We start from the raw sequence: 21,149 nt of genomic DNA, 5'->3' as shown, positions 1-21,149 counted from the left end.
ATATGCTTAAAATCGATTATCAGTTGCCAGTGTTCTTAGCGTAAAGCATCGTCAATAGCTCGTGGGTGAATAGTTACTTTCCTCCAAGCATATAACGCCGCGTTAAGGGGTGAACAACGCCAACCACCTAACCTAAACCATTGTGCCGTAATCACTTAAACCGATTCAAACTAAAAATGCCAAGCGTTGAGAATCCCTCTTGAACGCTTTGTTATATGCCTGTTTTCTCAAGCTTCAATTATGTTCTAGCTCGAATGGCGAACACGGTGTGCCTTGGTGATACTTGAGTTGCCAGCAAGTACCGGTAAATACCCAAATTGAACAACGTTTAGCAAAATCACTAACTTCGCCAAATTCACTTACCAGAGCTGACTCGTACCTCAGAAGTTGAACGGAAGGTTCTAGCTGAATACATTCATACCTCTGTGAATGTATGCGAGTACTTGAAGGTTCCTCACCTTCCATCATTTCTATGATTGAGTCGAAATCATAACTCGTACCTGATTTACCGACTTCCACAAAACTAGGATGGATTAGGCGCTCAATATCCGTTTTACTTTGACGTATTTCATACTGATGCAACTCGATCTCTTGCTCAATGAGAATATCCATTTGGTCTCCAAAACTTCAAAGGCATATAACGCCGCATTAAGGTGTGAGCAACGCTACTACGAAACTTAACCTTACCACCGTAAACACAAAACCCAACGATGGAATGAAAAATGCCATGCGTTGGGAATCACTCTTAAATGCTTTGTTATGTGAAACTAGACATCCAATGCCTAACGAACTTGCTCTCTTTAGATAGTGTGTCAGCTTTTTCCTCTAGCAATTTAGCTAGCTTAAGCATCGTTTGTTTATTCATTGTTAGAGACAATTCGTCAACCATTTCACATAATCTATCATCATCATAACTAAATAAATGGTTAATAATACTCTCAGACAATGTTTCAAGGAAGGCTTCAACACTCCCTGAAACTCTGCTGTAGAACTTATCTAATGACTCATAGGTAAAGACATCTAAGTCTTTAAACTCTTTGATTCCAAGTCGATTAACTTCACCATCAATTACATGTGAATGCTTAATGTTGTTATTTACAACTCTCAATTGATTGATATTATCGTACCCAGACAAACGCCCGTAACTGATGTTTTTGGAATTAAAGAATGACTTAACATTTTCCCATAAATATAGTTCTCTAGTATTCACATTTTCAAAAGCCACGTTAATGAGCTCTTTTTGAACAATTTCAAAGCTTTTAAATAGCGATATAATTTTCATTTCAGACAAGGAAAGCAGTTGGTCTTCTAACATTTGTACGTCGTAATAATGCTCAGCTTGCTCACCTATAATATCCATCGCTTCGTCAGATGGTTGCACAGGGTAACCATCTTTTTCCATTATTTCATGATAGCGTTCACCTGCACTTTCATAATCATCTTTAGCTTTAGTTAACTGCCCATCTATAGCAATTACACTTTCTTCTACAGCCTTGACATACAATGTATTCAAACGTCTTGCAACATTACGTATCTCACTCTTCCGTTGAGCTAACTTGTTGTTTTGATTTAAAAGAATACTCAAACTACACTCCCAATCTGTTGTTTCACATAACGCCTTGTTAAGGTGTGAGGCACGCAATATCGATGCTTCCGCATGACACCTTAACCACTAAAACCACCGCATAGTAAAAATGCCACGCGTGCCGAATCACTCTTGAACAATTTGTTATGCCTTTTGTGCTTTTATTAACCACCAAGGTCTACCGTCAAACAATCTAGGCCCTATCTCATTTGCTTCGTTTAGAAGAAGATCTACAACTTGCTCCGATAGTTCCGCTCTCAGTCGCTGCTCATTCGCTAACCATTCATGATAGATTGAAGCCCAGTACTCTGAAACACCTGCTCTCTCGATAACTTCAGCTGAATTTACAAAGCCAGAATATGTTAAAGCCTTGTTCCAGGTCTTGCCCAAACGTTTGAATTTTGGAGAGTCAGCTAAAGGGGCACGGGTAGTAAAAAATAACTGCCCACCGTTGTTTAAATGCTCATATATATCTGTTAAGACCGAATATTCATCGCTTGCAAATGGTAGTGCATCAATACTAACTACCATGTCGAAATTACCCTCGAGTTTTTTAATGTCATCAAACGAAGCAACTTCAAAACTCACTTTTTCACATAACCCTTGTTTCTCTGTTCTTTCCCGAGCGAATTGTATTGCTGCAAACGAGCGATCTAATCCTACAACTGTACAACCAAACTCTTTTGCCAACCAAACACTCAAACCACCTGACCCACAACCAAGATCTAAGATCCTTTTAGGTTTTAAATCTCTGACAGTCTCACCTAGGCTTGCTAATAATTCATTTGTACAACTACTGTATGGTTGAAGATCTTGCGGATAAGAATCACCTACAGCTTTGACCCAGAGGGAATTAAAGAACGTATTTTGAAGTCTCTCTTTATAGCTATCCATGCTTTCTCCGAACTGTCAGAATACCTTGAGGCATAACGCCGCGTTAAGTGGTGAGCAACGCAACCACCTGACCTAAACCATTGTGCCGTAAACACTAAAGCCGAATCAAACCGAAAGTGCCAAGCGTTGTGAATCCGTCTTAAACGCTTTGTTATGTTTTTACTTGGCTAAGTATTGCGCAAAAAGTGCAGCTACCAACGCTAGTAGTGCAGCAACAATAACTTTCCACCATTCGCTAGTTAGATTTACAAACGCTTCTCGACGTTTAGCTTGTGACCTAACATCGAAGTACTTCATTTTAAACAAAGAAAATCGATCCATTAGAGTTAGACCATAAGCGATACCGTTAAGACTGCTAATTCTTGCATAGTAGAGAGACTTCCTCAGAGCTCGAAAAATCAAACTGTCCGTGAGTTCCTCTGGTAACAAGCTACGGTGTAATACAATGTAGTCTTCACTTCTAGCGTGTACTTCAGATTTATACGGATAAAGAAGAACCATAATATCCCCAGCAGGCCCTTGAGAGAAAACTAATGCACTGCCCTTTTCTATTACATTTGTACTCTTTTCTCTAATCCCGCCATTCTCTAAATGCTGGACTTCTTTCTTTTGTATGCCAGTAAAGTTAATACCGATTCCGAACTGAATTGTTTCTGCATTCTTATCCTTTGAGCCTTCGAAACAAAATAGATGATATGGGTACCCTTGCTCATTGGCGTCCTTTGCAAAAGATCGACATAACTCAAGTATTTTGGGCTTCGCGATTTGGGACCAGTTCAACCTCCTGCGATTGAGTTCAAAATGACCTCTATCTAATTTAGTCTTCTCTTTTTCAATAAATTTCATACTGATACTTTTGTACTAAAACTGACTGTTACGCGAAAACATAACGCCTTGTTAAGGTGTGAGGCACGCAATACCGAAGCTTCCGCATACCACCTTAACCACTAAAACCAACGCATAGTAAAAATGCCACGCGTGCCGAATCACTCTTGAACAATTTGTTATACGAATTTCTCCTTCAGTGCCAACACTTGTTGTTCAAATAACTCACAATCTGACTTTGAGTATGATTTAGCGACATTAACCCATTGAACGCCCGTTTCATCTATGTGGCAAAACTCGACTTGAAGCGCATATTTAGAACAACGAAGAAGAGCAAAAACGAAACCTACAGCCGTCAAACTAAGAACTAAAACTTGTAGCCATTGCGGTGCCTCTTCAAAGCTTGGAATGGCTAACCAAACAGCCCCTGAAAAAATAAACACCCAGAATAACACTTGACCTAAATTATCAAGAAAACTTAACTTTTTAACCCTAGCATTGTTTATCTTAGACAAAGGATATGAGTCTTTCTTAAACCTGAACTCTTTTGAATCCAAGCTAAAATCAGTACTCTTGTACATAAATTCCCTCTATTCGTATAACGCCGCATTAAGGTGTGAGCAACGCTACCACGAAACCTAACCATACCACCATAAACACAAAAACCAACGATGGAATGAAAAATGCCAAGCGTTGGGAATCACTCTTAAATGCTTTGTTATGCTCTTACTCAAAGATATTGAAGGACTAAACAAGCAATAAACGCTGGCAGACCCGCTATGAAGAAAACTAAACCTGTCTGGTAATTCATTCGATAGTGCTCTCGTTCGTCTTTTGCGAAATCATGCCCTTCTACCATTTTGTAAACTTTATCTCTTCTAGGATCATCTAACCGAGTCGTCTTACTATGGACACCACCTTCCCACATTAGCTTCGCTAAAACCCATATGACGATGACAACAAAGAAAAGAAAGTCGACCAACTGAGTAGTAGCAAAGAATGGAACAAACTGGGCTAGAACGATAACAACAAGAGCCGATGAGAGGTTAATTAGAAACACTTTTTTGAATAAATCGAGCAAAATCATCTCCTAGAGCATAACGCCTTGCTAAGGTGTGAGTAACGCTATACAAAAGCTACCGCACAACGCCTTAATCACATAAGCCACCGCAAAGTAAAAATGCCACGCGTTACGAATCACTCTTAAGCAATTTGTTAGTACATGCGCTACTTCTATTTATGCGCTCCAAGATATTGAAAAGTGGCATGATATGAAGGGCTTTGAACACTGAAGTGAGACGGGCAGCTACAAAACTTTACCGCCATTGATAGACGAGAGTTGGCTAGAAGAAAAACGCACTGAACTCCCCTACTTTTACTGACTTCAAATTAGAAAAGGATTCTTTCCTCGCACTTCAACAGCCACACAAAAAGTAATCAAGGTTCTCTCAAAAGTCACCACGAAAATGAAAAAGCGCCAAAGAAATAGGCTAAGAGTTAGAAGCCGTAAACGGTAAAATCAAAGCGAACACTCCGCATATAGTGCCACCGGAAAGAACGTGAAAGGCACAAACTGAAAGGTGTAAAGACGAGCGCCAAAACAGATAAACACCAAAACTTATGACCTTTGATGTCAAACCCGTACTAACGCCCTGTTAAGGTGTGAGCAACGCAATACCAAAGCTCCCGCATAACACCTTAAACACAAAACGCAACGCATAGCAAAAATGCCAAGCGTTGCGAATCACTCTTAAACAGATTGTTATACGAATTATTGTTCACTCAACGCTTTGGCTTCAAATTTGGTATACCACTCAACGAGATGCTCCGAGTGCAAAGTTTCGCTGAATACTGTAAGTGATTTCTTTGAATCAATTTTTTCAATTGACTCAATAAGTTCTTGTGAAGGGAACAATGCTAGATATGCTCGTTCAACTGATACATATGAATGCTTTAGAGTCTTCGATGACTCCAAAATAATTGATACGCCATCTACTTTTACATCTTTTCGATTAAGCAATTTCTGAGCTATTTTTTCGCCAAAACACTTCACTAAAAATTGCTCACATGAACTTTTGTTATGAACACAAACCGCTAAATCAACTGATAGTTCTTTAGCCCTTTCAACTGCGAAACTGACGATTCCAGCATGAGCGCCATTTTGCAAAAGCTCCCATTCTTTAATGAAATAAAACCTTTCCATGTAAACTCCTTTTAATTCGTATAACGCCCTGCTAAGGGGTGAGCAACGCAATACCGAAGCCGCCGCATACCACCTTAAACACTTAATTCAACGCATAGTAAAAATGCCACGCGTTGCGAATCCCTCTTGAGCAGTTTGTTAGTTTGCAAACCCAACGCGTTGATTTTACGTTATTTTAAACTTTGCAAACAATAAGCTTTAAGTGTTTCGATGCACTTAAGCCAGGCGTAGTCTCAAAGCGGCTACTCAATGAAACCACGTGGAACAAACAACGCCGCAGAAAACGAACTTACAACACCAAAAAGCTCTTTTGGAAAACCAATCTCACAATGAGAACTTTCAACAAAGTCACTGAAACCACTTGAATTTTCCATACCAGAGAAAACGTCATTTCAGCGATTAAATCGGCTTTTGCACCAACAAACTCAACGAGCAGAGTTTCAGCAAAAAACTTCGACTCAGTTAACCCCAAAGTCACCGCTCCAAAGAACAAATCAACGGTTGAAACGATGCCAATTTTGGATTTTCACCACGCTAGTAACACTAAAATTGAAAGCCTGTACGACAACTTAAACTTTGAGCTTTTACCACTAGATCTTGCGATATAGCTGAGTTTTTCCTCTTGCAAACTAACGCCTTGTTAAGGTGTGAGGCGCGCAATACCGAAGCTTCCGCATACCACCTTAACCACTAAAACCAACGCATAGTAAAAATGCCACGCGTGCCGAATCACTCTTGAACAATTTGTTATGTACGTGCTAAAGGTACACTACTGACTCCACATTGTTGCCCTCAGGGTCAATCAAAAACGCAGCGTAGTAGTTTGGAGCATAGTGTTTTCGTAAACCAGGCTTACCGTTGCATTTACCACCTAAAGATAACCCCGCTTGATGAAACGCAGAAACTTGTAATTTGTTTGATGCAGAAAAAGCAATATGGCACTTAGAATTACTGACGCCTTTTTCAATTAGAAACCTTACATTTGGCTCGCTCGAAAGCCCAAAGCCAGCAGCATTTTCATCTGACCACTTGAGTTCAATACCCAATGGCTCTAGCACATTCTTGTAAAACACACGACATTCTTCGAATGCAACTACCTTAATTTCAAAATGATCTATCACTCTCAATCCTTTAGAGTTGGTTACAATTTTCCTTAAAGTACATAACGCCTTGTTAAGGTGTGAGGCACGCAATACCAAAGCCCCCGCATGCCACCTAACCACTAAAACCAACGCATAGTAAAAATGCCACGCGTGCCGAATCACTCTTGAACAATTTGTTATGCGATTTTTACGCGCATTATGTGCTGAGGGCCCGCTAAACCACCCAAATACTGCTCAGGAGTGTTTTCAAAGCCACCATTTTCGTAACACGCTTTAGCACTTGGATTTTTACAATTAACTGTCAGGTAAACCCAGTTGAACTCTGAGTAGTATGCTTTTATGTAGGATAAGAGTACTTTAACTGATTTTGTACCCAAACCTTTACCTTGACTATCAATGTCGATTGCAAAAGATCTTAGGCCTAATCCATCGGGTGGACAAAACTCATAATTAGAAGAATAGGCGATATCTAGTTTGAAGAAACCAATTACTATATCGTCATTTTTTATAATATGCAGATGGGTTGTCTTGTTACCACTTGATAGAAATTCATCAGCCGTACCAGCAAACTTAACTTGCTCATCGGCTAAACGTACAAGCTTAACTGCCTCAAAATTTGATTCGTTTACCTTCTCTATTTCTAACATCTTGCTTCCATACTATTGAATCGCATAACGCCTTGTTAAGGTGTGAGGCACGCAATACCTAAGCTCCCGCATAACACCTTAACCACTAAAATCAACGCATAGTAAAAATGCCACGCGTGCCGAATCACTCTTGAACAATTTGTTATGTTTATTACCACCCGCCAGTACGTTACCGTAAATGAGCAGAACAGTTTTACCGGCTAAAAAATTAGCTTTTACCTGCTGCTAAAAAAGCAGAAAATCCCATAAAAACAAAGGATATGAAGAGTGACACCATAGAATATCGAATGACAGTAAACAACCAAGAGCTACTTTCAGGATACTTCGAGATATTTTCGCTACTTCTTACGTAATTAAAGAGAAGCGCACTAGAAAAAGGAACAAACAAAAAGTAGATCGCTTTATATCTACTCGGGTCTATTCTTTTCATCTGCAATCCGAGGGAAAAACTACTCCCAAGGAGCACTATCATTGAAGATATGAGCACTAGAAAAGCCGCAAATGCTAGTAACGAATACACATCCATGAACTCTCTTTTCCCACAATAAGCATCTGAATATTAACTATAGTTTTCTACACGCGACTAAGAAACATAACGCCTTGTTAAGGTGTGAGGCACGCAATACCGAAGGTTCCGCATAACACCTTAACCACTAAAGCCAACGCATAGTAAAAATGCCACGCGTGCCGAATCACTCTTGAACAATTTGTTATACGAATTTTTTCAGTGCCAACACTTGCTGTTCAAATAACTCACAATCTGACTTTGAGTATGACTTAGCGACATTAACCCATTGAACGCCCGTTTCATCTATGTGGCGAAACTCGACTTGAAGGGCATATTTAGAACAACGAAAAAGAGCAAAAACCAAACCTACAACCGTCAGACTAAGAACTAAAACTAGTAGCCATTGTGGCACCTCTTCCAACCTTGGAATAACTAACCAAACTGCCCCTGAAAAAACACACACCCAGAATAAGACTTGACCTAAATTATCAAGAAAACTTAACTTTTTAACCCTAACATTGTTTATCTTAGACAAAGGATATGAGTCTTTCTTAAACCTGAACTCTTTTGAATCCAAGCTAAAATCAGTATTTTTGTACATAATTTCCCTCTATTCGTATAACGCCTTGTTAAGGTGTGAGGCTCGCAATACTTAAGCATCCGCATACCACCCTAACCACTAGATCTAACGCATGGTAAAAATGCCACACGTGCCGAATCACTCTTGAACAATTTGTTATGCGTTTTTTAAAAGTTCGACGAACTCTTGTCTACGTGGCTCACTGCTAGAGATATGAATAACTACCGTATCTCTAAGTTCATAGTAAGGATGTGATGCTAAATGTTTTGCAAACCAAAAGACTTCTGACAGCGGCTCATCATCGTGCCAAGTTGTTATAACCAAATTTGCATCATTCAAATCGCTATCTCCGACGTAAATGATATTAGCTATATCTATAGATGTATCCCAAGAACTGGCATTAACACCCCAAGCTAAAGCATACATGCAACTACTCTCGACTAGCCAAGAACTCAATTTCGATTGCCAACTTTCAGCTACTGCTTCCTCAGCCACAATTATGCAACGAAACTTCCCAACCTGGAGTACGGGAATATGTGACGCATCTTTTTTTAAGTGAAGATATTCCATATTACCTCTGAAACGCATAACGCCTTGCTAAGGTGTGAGTAACGCAATACAAAAGCTACCGCACGGCGCCTTAATCACATAAGCCACCGCAAAGTAAAAATGCCACGCGTTACGAATCACTCTTAAGCAATTTGTTAGTACATGCGCTACTTCTATTTATGCGCTCCAAGATATTGAAAAGTAGCATGATATGAAAGGCTTTGAACACTGAAGTGAGACGGGCAGCTACAAAACTTTACCGCCATTGAAAAACGTGAGTTGGCTAGAAGAAAAACGTACTGAACTCCCCTACTTTTACTGACTTCAAATTAGAAAAGGATTCGATCCTCGTACTTCAACAGCAACACCAAAGAAAGACAATGCTGACTTAGTAAAAGCCACGAAAAAGAAGAAGCACCAAAGAAATAGGCTAAGAGTTAGAAACCGTAAACGGTGAAGTCAAAGCAAACACTCCGCATATAGTGCCACCGGAAAGAACGTGAAAGGTACAAACTGAAAGGTGTAAAGACGAGCGCAAAAACAGATAAACACCAAAACTTATGACCTTTGATGTCAACCCCGTACTAACGCCCAATTAAGGTGTGAAGCACGCGACCACAACACTTAACTTGACCACCAAAATCACTGAACTCGACCCAAACCCAAAATGCCAAGCGTGCTGAATCACTCTTAAATTGTTTGTTATATTTAACATGTAAAAGAATCAGGCTCATATTAGAGTTAATTTGGCTTATACAACTGACAAAACATGCCCCCTTTAAAACCTGATATTTGTGCTTTCCACTTTCTTGGGGAGAACCCGGGAAAATCCCAGTGACCGCCTCGGCTAAATTGACCGTCATTATCTGCTATTTCAATAGTAAGTTTACCTTCTTCAAATGCTAAGGCTGTTTTTAATCCATCAGAATTAGCTAACAAACTCATTATTAAATCATTCCTAACTACCTTATTACTCTGAGTTTGAACTATATAGAAGTTATATCGTTCATCCTCTAATGAGGCTACTACTCCCAGAGATTCATTTTCCATTTCATTTAGGTACTTTAAAGAGTAGCTTGGTGCCCAGTCTGGATGCTTCTTGACTCCTTCAAACCTAGTAGCACAGAGCACTTTGTCTGCTTGCGTATATGCTTCTTCATATAGGATTTGAAATTTACCACCAGGTACATCGAATTGTGTTGTGTAAGCTATTTGAGCTTTTACATTAAACGCAACAACAGCAAAGAAAAAAATAGGTAGTTTTGACAATTTCATAGTACTTCCAATTAAATATAACGCCCAATTAAGGGGTGAACAACGCCTACACCCAAACCTAAAGCATTGTGCCATAAACGCTAAAACTGCAGTAGAAGCAAAAGTGCCAAGCGTTGAGAATCCCTCTTAAATTGCTTGTTATGTTGCATATGTTCTATGGTATTATCCGCTACCTTAAACGGCATTAAATCTAAATATTATGCAAAAGAGCACGACACAAGACCAAACATTCCTTTCATTCTTGCAATCTCACCCTGTTTTAATTTTTACACTATCAGCACTATTTTGTTCAGGGTTAGGGTATTGGACTGAATACTCCTTACTGAATAAATTTGGTTTCAATGTCGTAGTCTATGCGTCCATAGATGACTTTTTGCTCGCTGGGCTTAAATATCCGCACATACTTGGTTTACTGTTTGTACCTATATTTCTAATAATGTCTCTTCTTCTTTGGAAACTATCCACGATAAAAAAAAGAAATGAGCGCAATAGCCTTAGATTGACGCGAGCAGAGTTACAGTTACCGTCTGAATTAGAGCAATTAAAATCTTTAAAACAACTGAAGTTACATGACACCTCAGAGCTAGACGAGAGAATTTATGATCTAGAGTTACAAATAAGTCATTTGAAAGCCCAAAGAGAGCATGAAGAGGAAAGTAGTAATATTGCTTTCTCTGATAGCAAAAACATGAGCTATTTTATAATATTAACCATGATTTCTATGGCTTGTGTCGCTTCTTTTATAATTACATCTTCCTTGTCTAAGAAGCAGTATTTGGAAATAACTACTAGACCATACGAGACATCTAAAATTACATTACGGACTAAAGATACTTTACCTAGTATCAAAGATTGTGACTTTACTGCGCCTCTCATTACTCCACCTATGCAACCGTTAAAATGCAACGAGCTAGTTTTCATCACAGCTACCGAAAAATACATGTTCTTCCACCGACTAGGAACAACAGAAAACTTTGGTCTACCCATAGCCAGCATAGCAAAGATAAAGACAACACAAATACGGAAAAGAGAGGAAAACCCTGTCCGAAAAGTGTTTGGTTGGTAAGCAAAGATGCCACATAACGCCGCATTAAGGGGTGAACAACGCAAACCACCCAACCTAAACCATTGTGCCGTAAACACTAAAGCCAATTCAAACCAAAACTGCCACGCGTTGTGAATCCCTCTTGAATGCTTTGTTATGTGTATTTTCCTTTGACCCCATTGATACGCCAAAACCAATATATATGCGGTGCAAATGCCAATAGCAGCGAGAAATATGGATTAACAATAAAGGCAAGTAAAAGCAAAAAGAAACTTACCAATATTAACTTAAATCGGAAAACTGACCACATTTCTAGAACTACTGTGTAATAACACACCACGGCTGGAGCACAAACAATGAGATAGATAGCAAAAGTTACGCTGTCAGGTGAATCTATTTGGTCGTTAAATACAACAGCCACGAGAGTTAGAACTATGTGAAGAACCAACCCACTTGCCACTATCCAATAGTATTGGATGCCATTGATTTTCATGAAGTACTTCCTGTACACATAACGCCGCATTAAGGGGTGAACAACGCCACCACCTTACCTAAACCATTGTGCCGTAAACACTTAAGCTAATTCAAACCAAAACTGCCAAGCGTTGTGAATCCCTCTTAAATGCTTTGTTAGTTGCCAAACCTAAAGCTTTGATTTGAAGTTGATTACCGCTTTGCCAACACTGTTTTTACGTGCTTTGCAAAACCTCAAATCAGGCGTAGTTTCAAAGCGCCTGTCACTGAAACGACTTGGAATATACAACGCCGTAGAAAACGGGCTAACAACGCCCAAAAACTCTTTTGGGCAGATAATTTAACCGAGCTGACTTTCAACACCCAAATAAGCTTACGAAACAGAAAATCCAATCACACAAGAAACCAAAGTTCGATTTTCACAAACCCAAATCGTTAGAAATTGAAATACGAAAAACCAACCAAACTCACACGAACATTAACCCTAAACATTCTGCTTTAGGTACGCTTTTCCTCGTTGGCAACTAACGCCTTGTTAAGGGGTGAGCAACGCAATGCCGGTGCAGCCGCATACCGCCTTAAACACTAAAACCAACGCATAGTAAAAATGCCACGCGTTGCGAATCCCCTTGAACAATTTGTTATGTGAACATGCAAACTCAGTATCCAATATCTAGGATCAGAAACAACGTTAATAAAAAAGGAGCCCAGTACCATATGCTCCCTTTCCATTGACGAACTACTAAAGTTTGGTACAGCAAAGCGACAATTAATACTAGCTCTAGGAAAAACTGGAAAGGAAAGAGCAACAATGAGTAAACCATCCCATACTCAGGAGCTTGACCTGCTTCGCTAGGGTTACTCATTACACCGTCGATAAAGTGCTCGAAATATAAGTAAATGAAATGGTTCAGTGTTATTGCAACTAAAACAAACCTCACAATGCTGACGCTCCAAGCTTATGATTTGAAATAGTATTTGTTCCAGTTCAGATACTGTCGAGCATCATATTTTCATAAACTCGACATCAATCTCAGTTTTGTTCACATAACGCCTTGTTAAGGTGTGAGGCACGCAATACTTAAGCATCCGCATACCACCCTAACCACTAGATCTAACGCATGGTAAAAATGCCACACGTGCCGAATCACTCTTGAACAATTTGTTAGAAGTTTGCTCACCTAGTGCTCCGACTTTCCCTTTTCGCGTCATGTGGGAAACAGTTTGTATACGCACGAGCGACATGACTTTTGCCATTATCATCTACGACGACACAAACTAGATTGCACGGATTTCCCAATGCACTCCGCCAATTATGATGACGATCCTCATAATCTACTTCAAATTCAACGTAAACGTATGCTGAGCTAACCCATTCAAACGGAATTGAACGTTTTACAAGCAACCTTTTAAACATCTTTGAATAGCGTTCAGTCATGAGATCAAAGTGCGGGTAATATGGAGCAATCTGTTGGGAACAAAGGTCTATTGAAACACACTTACTTTGAAGGTGGTCTACGAAAAGGTAAAGCTTACCGATACCCCAATAACCATCGATATCATTGTTTCTACTCCGAAACGAGCCAATAATGCCGCTTGCAATACTACCTAGTTCTCTCCTGCGTCCCATATTTAGTCCTAAAACTTCTAACGCCCTGCTAAGGGGTGAGCAACGCAATACCGAAGCCGCCGCATACCACCTTAATCACTTAAACCAACGCATAGTGAAAAAGCCACGCGTTGTGAATCCCTCTTGAGCAGTTTGTTAGTTTGCAGACCCAAAGGCTTGATTTTACGTTGTTTTAAACTTTGCAAACAACAAACTTTATGTGCTTTGACGCACTTAAGTCAGGCGTAGTCTCAAAGCGGCTACTCAATGAAACCACTTGGAACAAACAACGCCGCAGAAAACAAACTCACAACACCAAAAAGCACTTTTGGAAAACCAATCTCACAATGCGGACTTTCAACAAAGTCACTGAAACCACGTGAACTTACCACACCAGAGAAAACGTCATTTCAGCGAGTAAATCGGCGTTTGTACCAACAAACTCAACGAGCAGAGTTTCAGCAAAAAAGTTCAACTCACTTAACCCAAACGTCGCCACACCAAAGAACAAATCAACCGTTGAAACGATGCCAAGTTTGGGTTTTTACCACGCTAATTAACTGTGAGCTTGAACTCCGATACGACAATTTTAACTTTGAGTTTTTACCATTAGCTCTTGCGATATAGCTGCGTTTTTCCTCTTGCAAACTAACGCCCTGTTAAGGTGTGAGCAACGCAATGCCGAAGCCACCGCAAAGCACCTTAATCACTTAAACTACCGCATAGTAAAAATGCCACGCGTTGCGAATCACTCTTAAACAGATTGTTAGTTTTCTTTTGTGCGCTCTAACTTAAATTCAAAACCACTCTCAACCGAACCCATAAACGATGTTACCTGCCAAAGATCAGCATCCATAACTGCTTTTACACCACCTTTATCTGTACCATATTTAGTACCTTTCACGATTAAAAGGTGACAGTAACAATTATTTTCATATGTCGTTTTAATTGCCTCGAATAACTCCTTACCATGACTAACTGTCAACGATGCATCACCAAAATCTACAGATAACGGGGGGACTCTCTTTAAAAAAGTACCTTCACTATGTGAATACACATTGTTTTCTTTATCTATGTGATCACGCTCAGCAGTAAACACATAATGATCGTTCGTTTTGGCAATCCATGAGTATTGATCTCGCTGCGTTGCACCATAATGCTTTAACGCCTTTTTCAAACCCGAAATGTAGCTGCCTATCGGCTTTGAGGGTTTCATAAATTCTCCTGAAAACTAACGCCTTGTTAAGGTGTGAGGCACGCAATACCTGAGCTTCCGCATACCACCCTAACCACTAAAACCAACGCATAGTAAAAATGCCACGCGTGCCGAATCACTCTTGAACAATTTGTTATGTGCGTTGCCAACCTTTAGCTACTAAATACTTATCAGGGATCCTTAAGCGAACTTCTTCATCAATTTCGGCGAGAGCATCGGTCAAATCTAGATAACTAACTTTACGTGATAAAAGGCTGAAACTTATACCTTTAGACACTTCACTGAAAAATAGGCTATTTCGCTCAAAATTGATCCTAACTACGGAATACTTATAAAGGGAAAACTCAAGTACAAACCTCTGAAATGGTATGTTAGTACTTTCTGAAGTACAAAAGTCATCGGCAGCACTCCCCCAGTAATCAGATATTTGAGTGACTATGCTCGCTTCAATTTCGTCGATATCCATTCGATGATCCATAATGTTGATAGCTCCAAGCACATAACGCCCTGTTAAGGGGTGAGCAACGCAATACAAAAGCCGCCGCATACCACCTTAAACACCAAAACCAACGCATAGTAAAAATGCCACGCGTTGCGAATCCCTCTTGAACAGTTTGTTATAACTCATTTACTCAGTGGGTTCGAAAAAATTTGGAAGCAATAATTCTGTTTTATTACTAACAACCCAAGAATAAACATGCAGGTTCTCGTTTGTTAGTTCTTTGATTCGATGATCGGTTTCGATATTGTTTTTCCGTGTTTGTTCCCAAACCTTCGAGACTTTTCTATGAAATGTTAATAGTACTTTTTCATTCTCAGGATCAAAGACTAACGTTCTGACAAAATTACCAACAGCCTGAATCTTGAAGGTTTCTTCATCTTTAGGGTGAAAAAAATATTTCATATGACCTCCTGAGTTATAACGCTCTGTTAAGGTGTGAAGCACGCAACGACCATGCTGCTGCATGGCACTTCAACACCAAAGTCAACGCATATCAAAAATGCTACGCGTGCTGAATCACTCTTAAACAGTTTGTTATGTTCGTAGCTTTTGTAGTCCTCGAACTGCCCGGTTAGTCGACTCTACCAAGTCAGTCCGCTTCAATTTCTCTCGAATTGCCAATGCTTCTATGAACTGTTGCTCAGCCAGTTTATAGTTGCCAAGCTCAACGTTCAATTTACCCAAATGCTGCAAACTAAAACTCAAAGAGAGCTCACAAGCAAAATCCTGGCTTTTTAGGAATTCTTTTTCAGCGCCAATCATGTCACCTGCATATTGCAGAGCTATACCTGAAGCATGGGTTGACCAGAACTTGTTCTTAACGCTAGACGTTGAAGTTTGCACTTTAGAAGCAAGCCAATAAGCCAACCTACACAGCCCGATGATTCGTAAACAATCGGCTATCAATATTAACTGCCACTCTAGCTTCTCTTTTTTGTTTGAAAGTTTGAATATGAGAGCCTTATATAGCTTTACAACAAGTTTATGGAAAACGCTAAAAGTTACCCTATCTCTTTGATACTCCACCACGTCCTCCAAGAACATAACGCCGCGTTAAGTGGTGAACAACGCGACCACCTAACCTAAAACATTGTGCCGTAAACAATAAAGCTGATTCAAACTAAAAATGCCAAGCGTTGTGAATCCGTCTTGAACGCTTTGTTATGTTCGTGGTTATTTGAGACTACTGACGTTTAAAATTACGTCTGGTTGATGGAACAGACTTCCTCAACTTAGATGCTGTAACACTTCAACTTGAATACTTCGTAACAAGCTTTGAGTATGTTCTGACTGTAAATCGAGTTCGCACCAGCCGTCAGTTCCCATGTATTCGGCAGAAATATATCTGATGCTTTCAAGACCAATTTCATCATTGATGATCCCAGATAGCCTGAAAATACCTGACTTTGTATGGATTCTGCTAATTTTGAAATTTTCCATAAACCTCCGAGAACATAACGCCCTGTTAAGGGGTGAGCAACGCAATACAAGGGCCGCCGCATACCGCCTTAAACACTAAAACCAACGCATAGTGAAAATGCCACGCGTTGCGAATCCCTCTTGAACAGTTTGTTATGTTTGTGCTGACGTAGCTAGACAAACTTATGGTTGTATAGAGGTAAAATATTGATCACTGGTTCTTCGTAAGGGTGAATTCTTCGAATAGCATCAAGTGCTGCTTGAACTAAAGACTCTTGGCATCTAACGTCAATTCTGACTTCTTCACCAAAATTAATTTCACCCTTTTCACCAGTAACAGGTTCCGAGCCTTCCTTTGGTCTCCAGAACCCGGAAATGTTTACGATAGAAATAACGCTGTCATAGTCACCCACAACACCTGCGCCAACTGAGTTAAGTGCGTCACGGATAGCTACAACTTCTGTTTCAGGTGCATAGATTTCTAGCTTGAATTCCATCATTTTCTCCCAAAAAACATAACGCCCAATTAAGGTGTGAAGCACGCAATACCAATGCTTCCGCATACCACCTTAATCACTAAAACCAACGCATAGTAAAAATGCCACGCGTGCCGAATCACTCTTAAATTGTTTGTTGGTACGCTGTTCCTAAACCTTTTGGTTTGCACCAAGATATTGAAATATAGCACGAAACTGTTGGCTTAAAACGCTAAAGCCAAAGGGACAACTGCGAAACTAGAACTCAACCTCAAAACGCAAGTTGGCTAGAAGAAAAATACGCCCAACTACCCTATTTTGACCAATTTCAAATTAACAAAGGATTCGATCACCGAAACGTTAACAACCACACCAAAGAACCGAATTTAAGGCAAAAACCAGCCACACAAGAGAAGCCGCGCCCACGAAATAACCAAAAAGTTAGAAGCCGTAAACGGTGAAGTCAAAGCGGAAACTCAGCATAGAGTGCCACCGGAAAGAACATGAAAGGCACATTTGATCCAGTGAAAAGCTAGAAAACGAAACCAATAAACACCAAAACTTTTAACCGTTGATGCCAATCCCGTACTAACGCCCTGTTAAGGGGTGAGCAACGCAATACCGAAACCGCTGCAAGCCACCTTAATCACTAAAATCAACGCATAGTGAAAATGCCACGCGTTGCGAATCCCTCTTAAACAGTTTGTTAGGCTATTATTGACACAACTACTCTTTAGACCCACTCACCCCACAAAGGGTAGTTGCCAAACCACGGTTTAACTCTGCCTCAGCACTCTTCGCATAACACATCAAAGTTTTCTCTGCGTCACTCGAGCCTGAACAAAGTTTTATTGCTAGAAAACGAGGAATTTCTTCATCGATAAGAGAGGCTCCCAGATAACATGTCGCGGGCTCTTTCGTCCAAGCTCCTGAACAAAGTTCAGTTGCCAAGCCAATTGGGATGCCTTTATCTACTTCAGAGACATCAGACAGACAATTATAGGGGTCATATGCAATAGCCGAACTGCTAATTAGCGCTCCCAAAATATAAAGAATTCTCACTACTTAAAGCCTCAAAAAATTAACCCTCAATATTGTACGGGATTTATCTGAGACCTCATAGCCTAACGCCGCGTTAAGTGGCGAACAACGCTACCACCTAACCTAATAATTACATCATAAACACCGCAACCAATTTGAACAAAAAATGCCAAGCGTTGAGAGTCCGCCTTAAACGCTTTGTTATGGCGATGCTAACGTTTAGCCACTATTCTCATTTCAACGAGTGCGTTCTCTGGGATGAATTCTGAAACTCCAATAGCTGACCAAGCAGGATAAGGCTTTTTAACATATTCATCTTTTACTTTTGAAAACACATCTATGTGCTTCTTTAAATCAATGTGGAATGTCGTCATTTCGAGGATATCGTCGTAAGTTAACCCTGCTGCATTAAGGTAAACCCCGAGTTTATAGAAAGCATCATGGAACTGTTCTTCTGGGTTCGTACTTATTTGCTTACCCTTTCTGGCAGCAGTAACACCTGACAAATATACTGTGCCATCAGCTTCAATTACTGGCGAGAAATGCCAATCATCAAAGTAATGCCTAAATTCATCTGGTACTATCGATTTTTTCATATTTCCCTCTAAGCCATAACGCCGCATTAAGGTGTGAGCAACGCTACCACCTAACCTAAACCATTGCACCATAAACACTAAACCCAACTTTGAAATGAAAATGCCAAGCGTTGGGAATCACTCTTAAATGCTTTGTTATAAAACAATTGGTCCCTTCATCTGAAAGCAGTCTGCATATGTTTCAAATGATTTATATACTTCTTGAGTCAAATTCGTTTGACCTGTGAGGATAGAACCAAATACGGCAACTAAGCCGTTAACACCATTCGATGCTTTCAAAACCTGTTCTAGCATAGCAACTGGATACCCTTTGCTATGTCTATCAACAGCATGTAAGCCTCCATGAACGTATGAGCTTAGCGGTTTCCAAGAATACTCTTTGAACTCGAGAATAGGATCTACTGCATTTGTGGGAGCCTTCTTCTCCAACTGGCTAATCATTTCGCTCAACATCGGCAAGTTGTTAGCTCTTCTTTGATTTTCTTCATTTAACTCTGCAGTTAGTTTGCTTACTGCTACGTCACTTGCAGCATACAACACCCACATTCCCCGAACTAGACTCTCGAACTGAAGCCTCAAGAGTCCAAGAGCAGATGTGAAGTTTCTTGTCGCGAGCAGAATCTTTAAACTTTCAGCATGTTCCAAGGATACGCTGCACATTATTTTGCTTACTCGAATCCTATCAGAGCCATCATACAGCGGTTGCCTTAGTATATAGTCAACATAGTTCTCGTATTCAGCTGACCTTGCGAGTAAAATATCGATGGTCTACTCCTTGTTTTATAACGCCCAGTTAAGGGGTGAAGCACGCAATACCTATGTTACTGCATGACACTTCAACACCGAAATCAACGCATACCAAAAATGCCACGCGTGCTGAATCCCTCTTGAACTGTTTGTTAGCTTAAATTATGTAGCACCAAGCTACACCACCCCAAAACAGAATATTCAGAGTCCAAACCATAATACTTTGAACTGGAACCATATGGAAAACTAGCTGGGGACATTCCTTAAGCTCACTTATAGAGAACAGCATTTGAGGCTGAAAATCCCAACTCGTCGCTAAGCAAAAACCTCTTTTGAATCTAGGATGATTCACCAAATATTCTGCGTAGGATGAATAAATTGTCCATAAACCCAAAAAGCCAAATAACTCGATTGCAGAAATCACTTCCAAACTAAATGGCAGTAGTGAAGGACCACCAATGAGCAAAATCGCCGCAAAAAACCATTTTTTGTTTCTCATTACACATCCTTGTTGATGATTTAAGCTAACGCCCAGTTAAGGGGTGAACAACGTAATACAAAAGCCGCTGCATACCGCCTTAAACACTAAAACCAACGCATAGTATAAATGCCACGCGTTGTGAATCCCTCTTGAACTGTTTGTTAGGCTAATTTTACGCTCGCTATTCGCCAGTAGCCTACAAGAACGGCCAATACAATCCATTGTGTTAAATACCATAGATAATACGATGCTTGGCTATCAATTAAGTAAAAATAAATTACTAGTCCGAAACTCGTGAACACCGAAAAGACATATAGAAACCATAGTGCTACACAAACGTTATTGTTGAACTCAGAAAGCTTCTCTCTCCTATCTATACCTGAGAGAAATATAAGCCCAAAACCAATAATGCAGCCTACTCCAAGCTGGAAAAATGAAAGCGGAACCAAAACCCAAAGTGACATCTTTATCTCCCTGATTAGCCTAACGCCCTGTTAAGGTGTGAGCAACGCAATACCGAAGCCCCTGCATACCACCTTAAACACCAAACGCAACGCATAGTAAAAATGCCACGCGTTGCGAATCACTCTTAAACAGTTTGTTATACGCTTAGTAGTACGGCTCTATTCGAGGGCTACCTTCCCATTGAAAGCTCGCTAACAAATGGTTCATTATTTGCCCTAGTATATTTAAAACATTTACACTAATTTCAACTTTCTGGTAAGTACCATCATCGATCGTGTAGCATAAAAAATTGCCTTCTAGATTACTGAGCCCTAAGAAACCCGAAGTCTCCATTTTTTTGCCCTTCTTTTTGTCTTTCCAAGTTCCATACCCGCGTGAGCGATCTTCGATATGTAATGCAGAGTTTCGGATTTTTCTAACTGAGGGCAACAGTCGATTAAACTCATCAAGACAATTTTGAACGGATTTCGGTATATTTTTATATTGAGCTAATTCTTCTAAAAACTTACCAAATGAGTCAACGGCGTAGACAAAAGTATGCGCATGTATAAATGGAATTTTATGCAAGTATGAGCTTGGAATAATTCCAAGCTCAGCTTTCCTAATTCTTAACTGCTTTTCCGATTTCAATCTATATTGTTCAAAATTTAGATAATAATCTTCTCCAGCTTCTTCACGAATTTGATTATCGATTACTTCTCTCAGTTCTCGGTCTCGCTCCATTTCTTTTCGATGATCACGGGGAGCTGAGACTGCCTGTTCATACATAGATAATGAAATTGCAGCTTCAGTTACTATGCCCTCCAAACTTCGTAGCATAGTTTCGATTTCATGCTTAGAATCTTGATCTTCAAATTGCAACCAAGTACCAGGGTAGTTTAATTCGACAATGTACATATTACTCCTTGC

At 40.0% G+C, this 21,149-nt stretch carries 25 protein-coding genes; 1 reads left to right on the top strand and 24 read right to left on the bottom strand.

Going from position 1 to position 21,149, the window contains the following annotated elements; genetic code table 11:
• Window positions 1–234 precede the first annotated feature (234 nt).
• The 12 genes from R7127_RS13825 to R7127_RS13770 all read right to left on the bottom strand — a co-directional run bounded on the left by R7127_RS13825 (window position 235) and on the right by R7127_RS13770 (window position 10,169).
• The gene (locus R7127_RS13825) at window positions 235–612 is read right to left on the bottom strand and encodes a DUF4440 domain-containing protein (protein WP_042779881.1); all 378 of its coding nucleotides are present in this window, start codon (window positions 610–612) and stop codon (window positions 235–237) included.
• Between the two features lie 145 nt (window positions 613–757).
• Window positions 758–1,585, bottom strand: a complete 828-nt coding sequence (locus tag R7127_RS13820) for a hypothetical protein (protein WP_172563621.1) — start codon at window positions 1,583–1,585, stop codon at window positions 758–760.
• A 144-nt stretch (window positions 1,586–1,729) separates the two neighbouring features.
• Window positions 1,730–2,479: an SAM-dependent methyltransferase gene (locus R7127_RS13815; protein WP_172563620.1), complete on the bottom strand. Its 750-nt coding sequence runs from the start codon at window positions 2,477–2,479 to the stop codon at window positions 1,730–1,732.
• A 159-nt stretch (window positions 2,480–2,638) separates the two neighbouring features.
• Window positions 2,639–3,325, bottom strand: coding sequence for a hypothetical protein (locus R7127_RS13810; RefSeq protein ID WP_172563619.1), 687 nt, complete (start codon window positions 3,323–3,325; stop codon window positions 2,639–2,641).
• A 158-nt stretch (window positions 3,326–3,483) separates the two neighbouring features.
• Window positions 3,484–3,885 (bottom strand): hypothetical protein, encoded by a 402-nt coding sequence (locus R7127_RS13805; RefSeq protein ID WP_085570161.1) that lies wholly within the window; start codon window positions 3,883–3,885, stop codon window positions 3,484–3,486.
• A 149-nt stretch (window positions 3,886–4,034) separates the two neighbouring features.
• Window positions 4,035–4,385 carry a hypothetical protein gene (locus tag R7127_RS13800; RefSeq protein WP_172563618.1) on the bottom strand — a complete coding sequence of 117 codons (351 nt, stop codon included), beginning with the start codon at window positions 4,383–4,385 and terminating at the stop codon, window positions 4,035–4,037.
• A gap of 690 nt (window positions 4,386–5,075) precedes the next feature.
• Window positions 5,076–5,507 carry a hypothetical protein gene (locus R7127_RS13795; protein ID WP_130165934.1) on the bottom strand — a complete coding sequence of 144 codons (432 nt, stop codon included), beginning with the start codon at window positions 5,505–5,507 and terminating at the stop codon, window positions 5,076–5,078.
• Window positions 5,508–6,265: 758 nt separating this feature from the next.
• Window positions 6,266–6,628: a VOC family protein gene (locus tag R7127_RS13790; protein ID WP_005386966.1), complete on the bottom strand. Its 363-nt coding sequence runs from the start codon at window positions 6,626–6,628 to the stop codon at window positions 6,266–6,268.
• A gap of 158 nt (window positions 6,629–6,786) precedes the next feature.
• Window positions 6,787–7,257 carry a GNAT family N-acetyltransferase gene (locus R7127_RS13785; RefSeq protein WP_033907467.1) on the bottom strand — a complete coding sequence of 157 codons (471 nt, stop codon included), beginning with the start codon at window positions 7,255–7,257 and terminating at the stop codon, window positions 6,787–6,789.
• 710 nt (window positions 7,258–7,967) lie between these two features.
• Complete coding sequence (locus R7127_RS13780) at window positions 7,968–8,366, bottom strand: DUF6232 family protein (protein ID WP_048626546.1); 399 nt, start codon at window positions 8,364–8,366, stop codon at window positions 7,968–7,970.
• A 135-nt stretch (window positions 8,367–8,501) separates the two neighbouring features.
• Entirely contained in the window at window positions 8,502–8,915 is a 414-nt protein-coding gene (locus R7127_RS13775) for a hypothetical protein (protein WP_172563617.1), read from the bottom strand.
• Window positions 8,916–9,635: 720 nt separating this feature from the next.
• Window positions 9,636–10,169 (bottom strand): hypothetical protein, encoded by a 534-nt coding sequence (locus R7127_RS13770; RefSeq protein WP_172563616.1) that lies wholly within the window; start codon window positions 10,167–10,169, stop codon window positions 9,636–9,638.
• Between the two features lie 199 nt (window positions 10,170–10,368).
• Between R7127_RS13770 and R7127_RS13765 the strand changes: the two genes are divergently transcribed.
• Window positions 10,369–11,235: a hypothetical protein gene (locus R7127_RS13765; protein ID WP_172563615.1), complete on the top strand. Its 867-nt coding sequence runs from the start codon at window positions 10,369–10,371 to the stop codon at window positions 11,233–11,235.
• Between the two features lie 133 nt (window positions 11,236–11,368).
• Here the strand turns inward: R7127_RS13765 and R7127_RS13760 are convergent, their stop codons facing one another.
• From R7127_RS13760 to R7127_RS13690, 12 genes are all read right to left on the bottom strand, one after another.
• The gene (locus R7127_RS13760) at window positions 11,369–11,707 is read right to left on the bottom strand and encodes a hypothetical protein (protein ID WP_054577398.1); all 339 of its coding nucleotides are present in this window, start codon (window positions 11,705–11,707) and stop codon (window positions 11,369–11,371) included.
• A 1,158-nt stretch (window positions 11,708–12,865) separates the two neighbouring features.
• Complete coding sequence (locus R7127_RS13755) at window positions 12,866–13,318, bottom strand: hypothetical protein (protein ID WP_029388826.1); 453 nt, start codon at window positions 13,316–13,318, stop codon at window positions 12,866–12,868.
• A 745-nt stretch (window positions 13,319–14,063) separates the two neighbouring features.
• The gene (locus R7127_RS13750; protein ID WP_138940482.1) at window positions 14,064–14,513 is read right to left on the bottom strand and encodes a hypothetical protein; all 450 of its coding nucleotides are present in this window, start codon (window positions 14,511–14,513) and stop codon (window positions 14,064–14,066) included.
• Between the two features lie 133 nt (window positions 14,514–14,646).
• Window positions 14,647–14,979 (bottom strand): hypothetical protein, encoded by a 333-nt coding sequence (locus R7127_RS13745; RefSeq protein WP_238796047.1) that lies wholly within the window; start codon window positions 14,977–14,979, stop codon window positions 14,647–14,649.
• Window positions 14,980–15,141: 162 nt separating this feature from the next.
• On the bottom strand, window positions 15,142–15,480 hold the full coding sequence (locus R7127_RS13735; RefSeq protein WP_172563612.1) for a hypothetical protein: 339 nt from the start codon (window positions 15,478–15,480) through the stop codon (window positions 15,142–15,144).
• A 69-nt stretch (window positions 15,481–15,549) separates the two neighbouring features.
• Window positions 15,550–16,059 carry a hypothetical protein gene (locus R7127_RS13730; protein WP_053306467.1) on the bottom strand — a complete coding sequence of 170 codons (510 nt, stop codon included), beginning with the start codon at window positions 16,057–16,059 and terminating at the stop codon, window positions 15,550–15,552.
• A 188-nt stretch (window positions 16,060–16,247) separates the two neighbouring features.
• Window positions 16,248–16,388: a hypothetical protein gene (locus R7127_RS13725; RefSeq protein ID WP_172563611.1), complete on the bottom strand. Its 141-nt coding sequence runs from the start codon at window positions 16,386–16,388 to the stop codon at window positions 16,248–16,250.
• A gap of 219 nt (window positions 16,389–16,607) precedes the next feature.
• Entirely contained in the window at window positions 16,608–16,931 is a 324-nt protein-coding gene (locus R7127_RS13720; RefSeq protein WP_045481323.1) for a hypothetical protein, read from the bottom strand.
• A gap of 1,232 nt (window positions 16,932–18,163) precedes the next feature.
• On the bottom strand, window positions 18,164–18,547 hold the full coding sequence (locus tag R7127_RS13715; protein ID WP_172563661.1) for a RidA family protein: 384 nt from the start codon (window positions 18,545–18,547) through the stop codon (window positions 18,164–18,166).
• 135 nt (window positions 18,548–18,682) lie between these two features.
• Window positions 18,683–19,207 (bottom strand): DUF6988 family protein, encoded by a 525-nt coding sequence (locus R7127_RS13710; protein WP_075110976.1) that lies wholly within the window; start codon window positions 19,205–19,207, stop codon window positions 18,683–18,685.
• Window positions 19,208–19,451: 244 nt separating this feature from the next.
• The gene (locus R7127_RS13700) at window positions 19,452–19,793 is read right to left on the bottom strand and encodes a hypothetical protein (RefSeq protein WP_115386057.1); all 342 of its coding nucleotides are present in this window, start codon (window positions 19,791–19,793) and stop codon (window positions 19,452–19,454) included.
• Window positions 19,794–20,384: 591 nt separating this feature from the next.
• On the bottom strand, window positions 20,385–21,137 hold the full coding sequence (locus tag R7127_RS13690; protein WP_262584543.1) for a hypothetical protein: 753 nt from the start codon (window positions 21,135–21,137) through the stop codon (window positions 20,385–20,387).
• Window positions 21,138–21,149: the final 12 nt, after the last annotated feature.

The sequence above is a fragment of the Vibrio sp. 1159 genome (genome assembly GCF_033340395.1).
GTDB lineage: Bacteria > Pseudomonadota > Gammaproteobacteria > Enterobacterales > Vibrionaceae > Vibrio > Vibrio alginolyticus.
The sequence above is the reverse complement of the archived record's forward strand: the minus strand, read 5'-3'. Positions and strand labels throughout refer to the sequence as shown.